The following is a 13,477-nucleotide window of genomic DNA, read 5'->3' as shown; positions in this document are numbered from 1 at the left end:
GCGCAAAGAAAAAAGGCCGCGTGGGCGGCCTTTTTAGTTAGTTCATATTACTCTGCTTTGGGCGTTGCGTTTTCGACACGGCTTTTCAACTTCTGGCCGGGTCTGAAGGTCACCACGCGGCGGGCTGTAATGGGAATATCTTCCCCCGTCTTCGGGTTGCGGCCCGGACGTTGGTTTTTGTCTCGCAAATCAAAATTGCCAAAACCGGAGAGTTTTACCTGCTCACCATTTTCCAGAGCACGACGGATCTCTTCGAAAAACAGCTCTACCAGCTCTTTGGCATCCCGTTTGCTAAGCCCAAGCTTATCAAACAGATATTCTGACATTTCAGCTTTTGTAAGCGCCATAGGTTCAATCCCTCAATGATGCCTGGAATCGCTCTTTTAATGCCTCTACACATTTGGCGACGGTAGCGGCAATCTCCTCTTCTTCGAGTGTACGGCTGGTATCCTGAAGGATAAGGCTAATAGCGAGGCTCTTGAAACCTTCTGCTACGCCCTTGCCGCGGTACACGTCAAATAAGTTTACGCCAACTACCTGATTTACGCCAACTTTCTTACATTCGGCCAAAATATCTGCTGCAGGCACATTTTCCGCGACCACAACCGCGATATCACGGCGGTTTGCCGGGAAGCGGGAGACGTCCTGAGCCTGAGGAATCACGCGGTCAGCCACAGGGTTCCATTCCAGCTCGAACACGATGGTACGGCCGTTCAGGTCCAGCTTACGCTCCAGCTCAGGGTGAACAACCCCAATAAAACCAACGCGTTTGCCGTCTAAATAGATCGCTGCGCTCTGGCCAGGATGCAAGGCCGGGATAGCTTCTGCGCGGAATTCAATTTCAGATAATTTACCGGTCAGATCCAGAATCGCTTCCAGATCGCCCTTCATATCGTAGAAATCAACCGTGCCTTTTGCCAGGTCCCAGTGCTCTTCATAGCGGTTGCCGCTGATGGCGCCAGCCAGCATGAGATCCTGACGGATGCCTAAATTTGCCTGATTATCCGGTACAAAGCGCAAACCGCTTTCGAAAATTCGCACGCGGTTTTGCTGGCGATTCTGGTTATAAACGACAGTGCCCAGCAGGCCCGTCCACAGAGACAGACGCATCGCGGACATTTCACTGGAAATTGGGCTTGGCAGGATCAGCGCCTCCTGACCCGGGTGGATCAGCTGCTGCAGCTTTGGATCAACGAAGCTGTAGGTGATCACTTCCTGGTAGCCTTTGTCGTTCAGCATGGTTTTCACACGCTTCAGAGACAGGTCGGCTTCGCGGTGGGTGCCCATCACCAGACCTGCCTGGACAGGCTCGTCAGGGATGTTGTTGTAGCCGTAAACGCGGGCCACTTCTTCCACCAGATCTTCTTCAATTTCCATGTCGAAACGCCATGATGGCGCAACGGCTTTCCATTCGTCCTGGCCTTCGGTTACTTCACAGCCCAGACGTTTCAGGATGTCGGTTACCTGCGCATCGGCAACGTGGTGACCAATCAGGCGATCCAGCTTGCTGCGGCGCAGGGTGATGGTCGCACGCTTCGGCAGGGCCGCTTCGTTGGTGACGTCGATAACCGGGCCCGCTTCACCGCCGCAGATGTCGATCAGCAGGCGGGTCGCACGTTCCATCGCTTTGTACTGCAGTGCCGGGTCAACGCCGCGCTCGTAGCGGTGAGAGGCATCGGTATGCAGGCCGTGGCGGCGTGCGCGACCGGTGATGGAGAGCGGGCTGAAGAATGCGCATTCCAGCAGGACGTTTTGCGTCTCGTCGTTGACGCCTGAGTGCTCGCCACCGAAGATACCGCCCATTGCCAGCGCTTTGCTGTGGTCAGCAATCACCAGGGTGTCGGCGTTCAGTTTCGCTTCGCTGCCGTCCAGCAGAACCAGGGTTTCGCCCTCTTTCGCCATGCGCACAACGATGCCGCCGTCGATACGATCTTTATCGAACGCGTGCATTGGCTGGCCCAGCTCCAGCAGAACGTAGTTGGTCACGTCAACCACGGCGTCGATAGAGCGGATACCGCAGCGGCGCAGCTTCTCTTTCATCCACAGCGGAGTTGGCGCTTTCACGTTGATGCCTTTCACCACGCGGCCGAGGTAGCGCGGGCAAGCATCCGCAGCGTCAACCTGGATAGGCAGCACGTCACTGATGGTCGCTTCAACCGGCGCGATGTCCGGCGCGTTCAGTTCGGTCTGGTTCAGCACGGCCACGTCGCGCGCCACGCCGATGATACCTAAGCAGTCGGCACGGTTTGGCGTGACGCTGATTTCGATGGTGTTGTCATCAAGCTTCAGGTATTCACGGATATCGGTGCCGATTGGCGCATCCAGCGGCAGCTCAATAATGCCGTTGTGATCGTCGGAAATACCCAGCTCGGAGAAGGAGCACAGCATGCCTTCAGACGGCTCGCCGCGCAGCTTAGCCGCTTTAATTTTGAAATCACCCGGCAGCATCGCACCGACGGTCGCCACGGCCACCTTCAGGCCCTGACGGCAGTTTGGCGCACCGCAGACGATATCCAGCAGACGGTCACCGCCCACGTTTACTTTTGTTACGCGCAGTTTGTCAGCATTAGGGTGCTGGCCGCACTCGACCACTTCGCCAACGACCACGCCGTTGAAGGCACCGGAAACCGGCTCAACGCCGTCCACTTCCAGACCCGCCATGGTGATCTGGTTAGAAAGCGCGTCGCTGTCCAGCGTGGTGTTCACCCACTCGCGTAACCACAGTTCACTGAATTTCATTGTTCTGTCCTGCCCTTATTTAAACTGTTTGAGGAAACGCAGATCGTTTTCGAAGAATGCACGTAAGTCGGTCACGCCGTAACGCAGCATGGTCAGACGCTCCATGCCCATGCCGAAAGCAAAGCCGGAGTAAACTTCCGGATCGATACCCACGTTGCGCAGCACGTTTGGATGCACCATGCCGCAGCCCAGCACTTCCAGCCATTTGCCGTTTTTACCCATCACGTCAACTTCCGCAGACGGTTCGGTGAACGGGAAGTAGGACGGGCGGAAACGAACCTGCAGATCTTCCTCAAAGAAGTTGTTCAGGAAATCGTGCAGCGTGCCCTTCAGGTTGGTGAAGCTGATGTTTTTATCAACAATCAGACCTTCCATCTGGTGGAACATTGGCGTGTGGGTCTGATCGTAGTCGTTACGATAGACTCGGCCCGGCGCGATAATGCGGATTGGCGGCTCCTGATCCTTCATGGTACGGATCTGAACGCCGGAGGTCTGAGTACGCAGCAGACGCGTAGCGTCGAACCAGAAAGTGTCGTGGTCAGCGCGTGCCGGATGATGGCCAGGAATGTTCAGGGCGTCGAAGTTGTGGTAATCATCTTCGATTTCCGGGCCAGTCGCCACGGTAAAGCCGAGCTCACCGAAGAAACTTTCAATGCGATCGATGGTGCGGGTAACCGGATGCAGACCACCGTTTTCGATACGGCGACCCGGCAGAGAAACGTCGATCGTCTCTGCGGCCAGACGCGCATTCAGCACCGCGCTTTCCAGCTCGGCTTTACGCGCGTTCAGCGCCTGCTGTACCTGCTCTTTGGCTTCGTTAATCACCGCACCTGCTGCCGGGCGTTCTTCTGCCGGCAGCTCACGCAGGGTTGTCATCTGAAGGGTCAGGTGCCCTTTCTTCCCAAGATATTCGACGCGGACATTGTCTAACGCGGCAACATCTGAGGCCTGATTAATGGCGGCTGTTGCACTGGCAACCAGCTCTGCGAGATGTGACATGATTTTCCTCATTATGTCGGTGCAGACACCGATTTGGTGGAGTTATTCTCTCAAATTCAGGCACAAAAAAAGCCTCCATCGGGAGGCTTATCTGGCGCTGTTTTTCGTTTCATCTTTCACGCGCTAGCCTCCTGAAATCAGGTGCTAAAGTAAAAGAAGAAGCGGAAAATAGCAGCATTCATGCTTGCGTTACCTTGTCTGGTAAAAACCGTTAAGACCTTATTGAAAAGCTTGGACGGATAAATGTCAATCTTCTGATGGTGTTAAATGAAAAGAGGGAGCAAAGCCCCCTCTCTCAACTGGCTTATGCCAGTGCTGCTTTCGCTTTTTCGACCAGAGCGGTGAACGCTACTTTGTCGAATACTGCGATGTCAGCCAGGATCTTACGGTCGATTTCAACAGAGGCTTTTTTCAGGCCGTTGATGAATTTGCTGTAAGAAATACCGTTCTGACGTGCTGCTGCGTTGATACGCGCAATCCACAGTTGACGGAACTGACGCTTACGCTGACGACGGTCACGGTAAGCGTACTGACCTGCTTTGATAACAGCCTGGAAGGCAACGCGGTATACGCGTGAACGCGCACCGTAGTAGCCTTTAGCTTGTTTCAAAATTTTCTTGTGACGTGCACGTGCAATTACACCACGTTTTACGCGAGCCATATGTGCTCTCCTGTATCTATATTCTTAGTAAAAAATTAAACGTTAACGGCTTATGCGTACGGCAGGCACGCGATAACCAGACCCAGATCGCCTTTAGAAACGAGGCCTTTTGGACGCAGGTGACGTTTACGCTTAGTAGATTTTTTGGTCAGAATATGACGCAGGTTTGCGTGCTTACGCTTAAATCCACCACCACCGGTTTTTTTGAAGCGCTTAGCAGCACCGCGTACGGTCTTAATTTTTGGCATCTTAATAACTTCCACTTCGCATTGTTAAATAAACGAAACATAGGCGAACAAAACCTATGAAACCCGAAGGCTCCACAGATTTTGCTGCTTGAAGGCCTTACTGTTTCTTCTTAGGAGCGAGCACCATGATCATCTGGCGGCCTTCGATCTTCGTAGGGAAGGATTCGACTACTGCCAGTTCACTCAGATCGTCACGGACGCGGTTAAGCACTTCCATACCAATCTGTTGGTGGGCCATCTCACGACCGCGGAAACGCAGTGTGATCTTGGCCTTATCGCCATCTTCCAGAAAGCGAATCAGGCTGCGGAGTTTTACCTGATAATCGCCATCGTCGGTACCAGGACGGAATTTGATTTCCTTAACCTGGATAACTTTTTGCTTCTTCTTCTGTTCCTTAGAAGACTTACTCTTTTCATAAAGGAACTTGCCGTAGTCCATGATACGACAAACTGGCGGTTCGGCGTTAGGGCTGATTTCAACTAAATCTACTCCAGCTTCTTCAGCTTTTTCGATCGCTTCTCTCAGACTCACAATCCCCAGTGGTTCACCTTCAAGATCTGTTAAGCGAACTTCCTGGGCGCGAATCTCGCCATTGATACGATTCGGACGTGCCGTTTGAACTCGTTTTCCGCCTTTAATACCTTATTCCTCCAGTTGTTGAAGACTGCGGCTGCGAATCTCTTGTTGCAGCTTCTCAATCACTTCACTTACGTCCAGGCTGCCCAGGTCTTTACCACGGCGAGTGCGAACGGCAACTTTGCCTGCTTCCACCTCTTTATCACCACAGACCAACATATACGGGACACGACGTAAAGTGTGCTCGCGGATTTTAAAGCCAATCTTCTCATTTCTCAAGTCTGCTTTTACGCGAATGCCCGCATTTTGTAGTTTCTGCGTCAATTCTTTAACGTAATCCGCCTGAGAATCGGTAATGTTCATCACCACGACCTGCACTGGCGCAAGCCAGGTTGGGAAGAAGCCAGCGAATTCTTCGGTCAGGATGCCGATGAAGCGCTCCAGAGAACCGAGAATTGCACGGTGAATCATTACCGGTACCTGACGCTCGTTGTCTTCGCCAACATAAGAGGCGCTTAAACGCTGCGGCAGGGAGAAGTCCAGCTGTACAGTACCGCACTGCCATGCGCGATCGAGGCAGTCATACAGGGTAAATTCAATTTTCGGACCGTAGAATGCGCCCTCGCCCAGCTGGTATTCGAACGGAATGCCGTTCTCTTCCAGCGCCACGGCGAGATCCGCTTCTGCGCGATCCCATGTCTCATCGCTGCCGATACGTTTTTCCGGACGCGTTGAGAGTTTGACCACGATCTTCTCGAAGCCAAAGGTGCTGTACATATCGTAGACCATACGAATACAGGCGTTAACTTCGTCACGGACCTGATCTTCAGTACAGAAGATATGCGCATCATCCTGAGTAAAGCCACGAACACGCATCAGACCGTGCAGCGCACCTGATGGCTCGTTACGGTGGCAGCTACCGAACTCCGCCATACGCAGCGGCAGGTCGCGGTAGGATTTCAGACCCTGGTTGAAGATCTGAACGTGGCCCGGACAGTTCATTGGCTTGATGCAGTATTCACGGTTCTCAGACGAGGTGGTGAACATCGCATCTTTGTAGTTGTCCCAGTGGCCGGTTTTTTCCCACAGCACACGGTCCATCATGAACGGGCCTTTCACTTCCTGATACTGGTACTCTTTCAGTTTGGAGCGTACGAAAGTTTCCAGTTCACGGAAGATAGTCCAGCCGTCGTTATGCCAGAACACCATACCCGGCGCTTCTTCCTGCATGTGGTACAGGTCAAGCTGCTTACCGATTTTACGGTGGTCACGCTTCGCCGCCTCTTCCAGGCGCAGCAGGTATGCGTTCAGGGCTTTTTTATCAGCCCACGCGGTACCATAAATACGCTGCAACATTTTGTTGTTGCTGTCGCCACGCCAGTAGGCGCCCGCGATCTTCATCAGCTTAAAGTGATGACAGAAGCGCATGTTCGGCACGTGCGGTCCACGGCACATGTCGACGTATTCTTCGTGATGGTACAAGCCAGGCTTGTCATCATGCGAAATGTTTTCGTCAAGAATAGAGACTTTATAGCTCTCGCCGCGCTTCACGAAGGTTTCACGCGCTTCGTGCCAGCTGACTTTCTTCTTGATGACGTCATAGTTCGTTTCGGCGAGCTCGTGCATGCGTTTTTCGAGCGCGTCGATATCTTCCTGAGTCAGGGTGTGGTCAAGGTCAACGTCATAGTAGAAACCATTGTCGATAACCGGACCGATCGCCATTTTGGTGTTTGGCCACAGCTGTTTGATGGCATGGCCTAACAGGTGCGCGCAGGAGTGACGAATGATCTCCAGACCTTCTTCGTCTTTCGCAGTGATGATTGCAAGCGTCGCATCGTTTTCGATCAGATCGGAAGCATCCACCAGCTCACCGTTAACGCGGCCAGCGATAGTCGCTTTCGCGAGACCAGGACCAATGTCCAGGGCAACATCCATTGGGCTAACAGCACGGTCGAAATGGCGTTGGCTGCCATCAGGAAGAGTAATTACAGGCATTTTATATCCTTATTTGCAGTGATGCCCCACACATAAGAGCATATACAAAGAAAATAATCGTGATTTGACAATAGATTACGACACCATCTGACCAACAATCGTCAAATTGGTTCGTCATCATTCACCAGCCGAATTCAGATTAATGCGGATTTACGGCAAGCGACGTAATGTTAACACTAACGGCAAGGAGATTGCACCCTCTGCGGCCAGATTGATGGGCTGGCGCTTTCGTACGAATTTGCAGGTTGCTTCTCCCCTGCGCTCGCATTTCAAAGATGCTGGGCTACTCTTGAACAGGTCTTTAAACCCAAAGGTGCATACCATGAACGTATCCAGTAGAACGGTTGTGATATTGAACATCCTTTCCGCCACAGGTTTATTGTTGATTCTCGCCGAACGATTCCACTGGTTCTGAGCCGAATCCTGCGCTGGCATAACCCAATCGATCCTGAGAAGGGGCATATTTCGGCCCTGTTTGGTAGACTGGGGATATCAACCAACAAGGATTAGGTTATGCCAACTAAACGATTTGCCGTAAAACACTGGAAAATGGTGCTGGTGCTGATTGCCATCTGCGGCGCAATGCTGCTACTCCGTTGGGCGGCAATGATTTGGGGCTAGGGGCGAAGACAAGTCATCAGAAGGGACGTCTAAAGACCGCAGACAATAAACGGGCCGACATCATCATCGGCCCGCTTTTATTACATTCTATAACCCAGTGAAACCGTGGTTCTGCGGTCGGTATGATCCGGTGCAGATTCTGGTGGTGAAGAGTTCCAGGTCACGTTGTAGGCGACTTTCAGGCCAAAGTGTTCGTTGATAGCCACGTTCAGCGCCGTCTCAGAGTTCAGCGTCGTATCGTCGGCACCAAATACAGAAACACCCTGGGTAAATTTGGTGTTGTCAGTCATCTGCCAGGCATAGGTACCGGAAGCGTAACCGAGCGGTTGGGTTTTAGTATCGCCATTGGTGTACTCGTCATAACGCACACCCGGACCGAATTCAAAACGGAAGCTGTGTACCGGACCGTTCAGGAACTGGCGACCATAACCGGCGGTGAATACATCGCGCTGGCGATAACCGTTGTAACGGTCGGTTAACCAGCTTGCCTGACCAAACAGGTAGTCATAGTCGGTCATGTTGTAACGGCTACGTCCGCCTACCGCATACTTCTCGGAAGAACGTTCGTCGTTAGCGGAAGTGTTGCTGGCATTACCCCACAGAGACCAGGCGGTGGTATTACCGTACCAGGTGAGCGTACTGTCCGCCGTCAGAGAAGAGCTTTTCGTGTTACCGGATTGTGCCAGGTATCCGGCGTTCAGGTTACCTTCAAACGGTTTTTTCGCGGTGGAAGGATCGTCCATGACAGTAAAAACGGTATCATCAGCGGTCGCGTTCATAGCCGCAAACACGCCACCCGCCAGCATCAGTGCAGCGGGCACTGTCTTTAAAAGCTTCATTTTATTAAGGAGTCCGTACAACAAAAAAAGAGACCACACGGTCCCGGAATCTTTCTTGAGGATCAATGACAAGGCGTCCAGAGAAAGGTAACAAATTATAAAAAGCCGCAAATAACATAGCAATGTTTTCTTATTTCATTTTTTGAATAAGAACGATCTCAAAAAGCGTTTTATTTTATATATCCCCCGCCTCACTTTTCGTCAGTATTCATATTTAAAATCATACTGTTATTTACATTGCCTTCCTGACAAATGGTGCCAGGCTAATAAGAACCCATGCTAAAAGGAGGTAATGATGGTTTCTATTTATACTCTGACGCTCTCCCCTTCCCTGGATTCCGCCACCCTGACGCCGCAGATTTACCCGGAAGGTAAATTGCGCTGCAGCGCCCCGGTCTTTGAGCCCGGAGGCGGCGGGATCAACGTGGCGCGCGCCATTACACACCTCGGCGGCAAAGCCACGGCAATTTTCCCCGCAGGCGGTGCCACCGGTGAACACCTGGTCTCTCTGCTGGCCGATGAACAGGTGGCCGTTGAAACCGTTGAGGCCAAAGACTGGACGCGGCAAAACCTGCATGTCCACGTAGAATCCAGCGGCGAGCAGTACCGTTTTGTCATGCCGGGCGCGAAACTCAGCGATGACGAGTTTCGTCAGCTTGAAGAAAAAGTGCTGACGATAGAAAGCGGCGCGCTGCTGGTGGTAAGCGGCAGCCTGCCGCCCGGCGTAAGCACGGAAAAATTGACGGCGCTGATTCAGGCCGCGCAGCAGCGCGGTATCCGCTGCATAGTCGACAGCAGCGGCGAGGCCCTGCAGGCGGCTCTGGTGCCGGGCAATCTGGAGCTGGTCAAACCCAACCAGAAAGAGTTAAGCGCGCTGGTCAACCGCGAACTGACGCAGCCTGATGATGTGCGCACCGCCGCGCAGGAGCTGGTGCGAAGCGGTAAAGCGCGGCGCGTAGTCGTCTCCCTTGGCCCTCAGGGGGCGCTGGCAGTCGATGAATCGTCGTCCGTTCAGGTTGTCCCACCGCCGATGAAGAGCCAGAGCACGGTTGGCGCGGGCGATAGCATGGTGGGTGCGATGACGCTAAAACTGGCGCAGGGCGCGTCTCTGCTCGAGATGACACGCTACGGCGTGGCGGCGGGTAGCGCCGCCACCATCAACCAGGGCACGCGTCTCTGTTCGCTTGCCGATACGCAAAAAATCGTCGATTACCTGTCCCGAAATTAACGCCTGTTCCCCTTCGTCGTTACGGAGGGGAATGTCGTCTCTGAGTCGCCAAACGCAAACTATCGACTATGCTAAGAAAACTTCCATGATAACAATGAGGTGAATTATGAGCAGTGGTGACATCACACGCTACGTCGTGACCATCAACCTTCATGAAGCATCGCTAACCGAGCTGAATGAGCTCAACAATGCTTTCACCCGGGCTAATTTTCTCCTCACGCTGACGGATGACGAGGGCAACATTCATGATTTAGGCACCCTGACATTTGGTCTGATCGGCGCCCTGAGTCAGGAAGAGGTTCATGCGCTGGCCGCCAGTCTGGTGGAGAGCGTGACCGACAAGCCTGCCGAAATTGACGTGGATACCTGGGAAAGCTGGCGAAAAAAAGAACAATAAGTGCGCAGTATGAATTTAAACCGCTCAGGTGTGCGTTAGTTCGTATTTTTTTACCGCAGTTATGCGCTAACTTTATGATCTGGCAGACAACATGGGAGAGACAACATGTGGCAGGCTATCAGTCATCTTTTACGTGAGCAACTGGGTGAAGGTGAAATTGAACTGCGTAACGAACTGCCAGGCGGTGAGATCCACGCCGCGTGGCATTTACGCTACGCTGGGCGCGATCTCTTCGTTAAATGCGATGAGCGAGAGCTGCTTCCAATATTTACCGCCGAAGCCGACCAGCTGGAGCTGTTGTCCCGCAGTAAAACGGTCACGGTCCCGCAGGTTCTGGCCGTGGGGAGCGACCGCGACTACAGCTTCCTGGTGATGGAATATCTCCCCGCCCGCCCGCTGGATGCCCATAATGCGTTCATCCTTGGCCAACAGTTGGCGCGCCTGCATCAATGGAGCGACCAGCCGCAGTTTGGTCTCGACTTTGACAACGATCTCTCCACCACGCCACAGCCCAATGCCTGGCAGCGTCGCTGGTCGACATTTTTTGCCGAGCAGCGCATTGGCTGGCAGCTAGAGCTAGCCGCCGAGAAAGGGCTGGAATTTGGCAATATCGACGCCATCGTCGAGCACGTTCAACAGCGTCTGGCATCCCACCAGCCTCAGGCGTCTCTGCTTCACGGCGATTTGTGGTCCAATAACTGCGCGCTGGGTCCCAACGGCCCGTACATCTTTGACCCGGCCTGCTACTGGGGTGACAGAGAGTGCGATCTTGCCATGCTGCCGCTTCATCCTGAGCAGCCGCCGCAAATATACGACGGATACCAGTCTGTTTCTCCCCTGCCGCCCGGTTTCCTCGACCGCCAGCCGGTGTATCAGCTTTATACGCTGATGAACCGTGCCATTCTTTTTGGCGGAGAACACCTTGTTAACGCGCAGCGGGCACTCGAGCGTATGCTTGCCGCCTGAGAAGATAACGGGTGGCCTTGCCGCCACCCTTATCGCTTACAGAAAACCGAGCAGTGAGAAGAAGAAGTATCCCGCCACAATGATAATCACGGGAAGGATATAGAGCGGGAAAATTTGCAGGAAAATGGTGTGACGCGGCACAACGATGCGGGATTCAATCTGCTCCCGACTCATTCCTTCCGGGCCTTTGGCCTGCTCCAGAATCAACTGATCCTCAACGCCTTCGCGTAAAAAGCGCGTCTGGCGACTCATTCTCGCGCCAGAGGCCTGTAATGCCAGCGCGACAAAGATCAGGGCATATATCACCCAAAAGCCGATATTCAGCTGTTGATGAAAATCCGGGGTGGGTGAGTTAAACCAGAAGACATTCAAAAATGGCGTATTAAAACGCATCATCTCAATCATGACATGAGCGAAATCAAGCATTACCGCATTGATACCCGGCTGTTTTTCGCTGTGGTCGTACATAAATTTGAGTACAGAAATCAGCGTAGAAATGACGGCAGGAATAAAAATCACCCAGCCAGCAATACGTTTTAAGACCGCAATGCGTCCAGCTTGTTGATACGTCATCAGTTCCTCTTCATAAAGACGCGTTATTTGTGCCTAAGTCTACCTGCTGGTCATCAATTTCGCCCGCTCTTTAAAAGCAATATGCTAAATTGCAGAGTGTGCTTAGCACGTATCGTCTGTCGAACACCCTGGATAAGGAGACGTTGTGATGTCGACACCGCGCCAAATTCTTGCCGCAATTTTTGACATGGATGGATTACTGATCGATTCCGAACCGCTGTGGGATCGCGCCGAACTGGATGTGATGGCCAGCCTGGGCGTGGATATCAGCCGCCGTAATGAACTTCCCGATACGCTGGGCCTGCGCATCGATATGGTGGTTGACCTGTGGTTTGCCCAACAGCCGTGGGTGGGTCCCAATCGCGATGAGGTGACCGCACGCATTATCAGCCGCGCCATTTCTCTGGTGGAAGAGAACCGGCCGCTGCTGCCCGGCGTACGTGAGGCCGTCGCGCTGTGTAAAGCCCAGGGGCTGAAGGTTGGCCTGGCCTCGGCTTCACCGCTGCATATGCTGGAAAAAGTGCTCACGATGTTTGAACTGCGCGACAGTTTCGACGCGCTGGCGTCCGCTGAAAAATTGCCTTACAGCAAGCCGCACCCGCAGGTCTATCTGGACTGCGCCGCAAAGCTGGGCCTGGATCCCCTCAACTGCGTTGCGCTGGAAGATTCCGTTAACGGTATGGTGGCGTCGAAGGCTGCAAGGATGCGCTCCATTGTGGTGCCCGCTGAAGAAGGCCGTCACGACCCCCGGTTTGCCCTCGCCGACGTGAAGCTTAACTCGCTGGCAGAACTCACGGCGCATCACCTGCAGGGCGGTTAACGCCCTTCTCCGGTTTGTGACAAACAGTTACACCGTCACCTCTTCCGCCTACTGTATAAAAACCCTATACTGTATGAATTGACAGTTTTGTGGGTTTTATCATGACGGCGGAAGGCCACCTGCTTTTTTCTATTGCGTGCGCGGTATTTGCCAAAAACGCTGAACTCACCCCCGTGCTGGCACAGGGGGACTGGTGGCATATTGTCCCTTCCGCCGTATTGACCTGTCTGCTGCCCGACATTGACCACCCCAAATCTTTCCTCGGACAACGCCTGAAGTGGGTGTCGAAACCCATCGCCCGCGCGTTCGGCCATCGGGGGTTTACGCACAGCCTGCTGGCCGTGTTTGGCCTGCTGACGCTTTTCTATTTGAAGGTGCCCGAAAGCTGGATAGTCCCCGCCGATGCCATCCAGGGGATGGTGCTGGGCTATTTAAGCCATATTCTCGCCGATATGCTGACGCCTGCGGGCGTGCCGCTGCTGTGGCCCTGCCGCTGGCGTTTCCGTTTTCCGATCCTCGCACCGCAGAAAGGCAACCAGCTTGAGCGCGTATTGTGCATGGCGCTATTTGCTTATGCCGTCTGGATGCCGCAAACATTGCCCGAAAACAGTGCAGTTCGCTGGTCATCCCAGATGATTAATTCGCTGCAATTTCAGTTCAATCGCTTTATTCATCACCAGATTGAACAGTAAACCAACAAAATTATCCTATTTGTCATAACCCATTCCATTTGGATATAAGCGCTACATCACACTTCTGCTAACCTTCCGCCAACAGGATCGGTAAAAACCGACCCAATAATAAATCAGGAGAA

17 protein-coding genes and 1 other annotated feature are annotated in these 13,477 nt (G+C 53.2%); of the genes, 7 read left to right on the top strand and 10 right to left on the bottom strand.

Going from position 1 to position 13,477, the window contains the following annotated elements; genetic code table 11:
• Window positions 1-47: 47 nt before the first annotated feature.
• From ihfA to thrS, 8 genes are all read right to left on the bottom strand, one after another.
• The gene (gene ihfA / locus IM317_RS09435) at window positions 48-347 is read right to left on the bottom strand and encodes an integration host factor subunit alpha (RefSeq protein ID WP_003857805.1); all 300 of its coding nucleotides are present in this window, start codon (window positions 345-347) and stop codon (window positions 48-50) included.
• A 4-nt stretch (window positions 348-351) separates the two neighbouring features.
• Entirely contained in the window at window positions 352-2,739 is a 2,388-nt protein-coding gene (pheT, locus tag IM317_RS09430) for a phenylalanine--tRNA ligase subunit beta (RefSeq protein WP_033145276.1), read from the bottom strand.
• 15 nt (window positions 2,740-2,754) lie between these two features.
• Window positions 2,755-3,738, bottom strand: a complete 984-nt coding sequence (pheS, locus tag IM317_RS09425; RefSeq protein WP_033145275.1) for a phenylalanine--tRNA ligase subunit alpha — start codon at window positions 3,736-3,738, stop codon at window positions 2,755-2,757.
• A 62-nt stretch (window positions 3,739-3,800) separates the two neighbouring features.
• Window positions 3,801-3,925 (bottom strand) — a sequence feature (Phe leader region).
• Window positions 3,876-3,920 carry a pheST operon leader peptide PheM gene (gene pheM / locus IM317_RS09420; protein WP_001386830.1) on the bottom strand — a complete coding sequence of 15 codons (45 nt, stop codon included), beginning with the start codon at window positions 3,918-3,920 and terminating at the stop codon, window positions 3,876-3,878. (Overlaps the previous feature by 45 nt.)
• 117 nt (window positions 3,926-4,042) lie before the next feature.
• The gene (gene rplT, locus IM317_RS09415; protein WP_000124850.1) at window positions 4,043-4,399 is read right to left on the bottom strand and encodes a 50S ribosomal protein L20; all 357 of its coding nucleotides are present in this window, start codon (window positions 4,397-4,399) and stop codon (window positions 4,043-4,045) included.
• Window positions 4,400-4,449: 50 nt separating this feature from the next.
• Complete coding sequence (gene rpmI / locus IM317_RS09410; RefSeq protein ID WP_003030583.1) at window positions 4,450-4,647, bottom strand: 50S ribosomal protein L35; 198 nt, start codon at window positions 4,645-4,647, stop codon at window positions 4,450-4,452.
• A gap of 97 nt (window positions 4,648-4,744) precedes the next feature.
• Window positions 4,745-5,287, bottom strand: a complete 543-nt coding sequence (gene infC, locus IM317_RS09405; protein WP_014069901.1) for a translation initiation factor IF-3 — start codon at window positions 5,285-5,287, stop codon at window positions 4,745-4,747.
• A 3-nt stretch (window positions 5,288-5,290) separates the two neighbouring features.
• Complete coding sequence (gene thrS / locus IM317_RS09400; RefSeq protein WP_008500657.1) at window positions 5,291-7,219, bottom strand: threonine--tRNA ligase; 1,929 nt, start codon at window positions 7,217-7,219, stop codon at window positions 5,291-5,293.
• A 142-nt stretch (window positions 7,220-7,361) separates the two neighbouring features.
• On the opposite strand from thrS, the gene yncL reads away from it, so the two are divergent.
• Window positions 7,362-7,634 (top strand): stress response membrane protein YncL, encoded by a 273-nt coding sequence (gene yncL, locus IM317_RS24190; RefSeq protein ID WP_080277768.1) that lies wholly within the window; start codon window positions 7,362-7,364, stop codon window positions 7,632-7,634.
• 98 nt (window positions 7,635-7,732) lie between these two features.
• On the top strand, window positions 7,733-7,840 hold the full coding sequence (gene yniD, locus IM317_RS09390; RefSeq protein ID WP_008500658.1) for a small membrane protein YniD: 108 nt from the start codon (window positions 7,733-7,735) through the stop codon (window positions 7,838-7,840).
• 80 nt (window positions 7,841-7,920) lie between these two features.
• On the opposite strand, the gene IM317_RS09385 is transcribed toward yniD, so the two are convergent.
• Complete coding sequence (locus tag IM317_RS09385; RefSeq protein ID WP_033145273.1) at window positions 7,921-8,679, bottom strand: YdiY family protein; 759 nt, start codon at window positions 8,677-8,679, stop codon at window positions 7,921-7,923.
• Window positions 8,680-8,974: 295 nt separating this feature from the next.
• On the opposite strand from IM317_RS09385, the gene pfkB reads away from it, so the two are divergent.
• The 3 genes from pfkB (at window position 8,975) to IM317_RS09370 (ending at window position 11,270) form a co-directional block, all read left to right on the top strand.
• Window positions 8,975-9,907, top strand: coding sequence for a 6-phosphofructokinase II (pfkB, locus tag IM317_RS09380; RefSeq protein WP_033145272.1), 933 nt, complete (start codon window positions 8,975-8,977; stop codon window positions 9,905-9,907).
• A gap of 106 nt (window positions 9,908-10,013) precedes the next feature.
• Complete coding sequence (gene ghoS, locus IM317_RS09375; RefSeq protein ID WP_033145271.1) at window positions 10,014-10,304, top strand: type V toxin-antitoxin system endoribonuclease antitoxin GhoS; 291 nt, start codon at window positions 10,014-10,016, stop codon at window positions 10,302-10,304.
• 105 nt (window positions 10,305-10,409) lie between these two features.
• Window positions 10,410-11,270, top strand: a complete 861-nt coding sequence (locus IM317_RS09370; RefSeq protein WP_029740438.1) for a fructosamine kinase family protein — start codon at window positions 10,410-10,412, stop codon at window positions 11,268-11,270.
• A gap of 36 nt (window positions 11,271-11,306) precedes the next feature.
• Here IM317_RS09370 and IM317_RS09365 read toward each other — a convergent pair whose 3' ends face one another.
• Window positions 11,307-11,843 (bottom strand): YniB family protein, encoded by a 537-nt coding sequence (locus tag IM317_RS09365; protein ID WP_023311291.1) that lies wholly within the window; start codon window positions 11,841-11,843, stop codon window positions 11,307-11,309.
• 148 nt (window positions 11,844-11,991) lie between these two features.
• On the opposite strand from IM317_RS09365, the gene hxpB reads away from it, so the two are divergent.
• On the top strand, window positions 11,992-12,663 hold the full coding sequence (gene hxpB / locus IM317_RS09360; RefSeq protein WP_033145270.1) for a hexitol phosphatase HxpB: 672 nt from the start codon (window positions 11,992-11,994) through the stop codon (window positions 12,661-12,663).
• Window positions 12,664-12,764: 101 nt separating this feature from the next.
• Window positions 12,765-13,355, top strand: coding sequence for a metal-dependent hydrolase (locus IM317_RS09355; RefSeq protein WP_014883483.1), 591 nt, complete (start codon window positions 12,765-12,767; stop codon window positions 13,353-13,355).
• Window positions 13,356-13,477 lie beyond the last annotated feature (122 nt).

Source organism: Enterobacter cloacae complex sp. S3, assembly GCF_014930495.1.
Lineage (GTDB): Bacteria > Pseudomonadota > Gammaproteobacteria > Enterobacterales > Enterobacteriaceae > Enterobacter > Enterobacter asburiae_B.
Note: the sequence above shows the minus strand (reverse complement) of the source record. Positions and strands in the feature narration are given on the sequence as shown.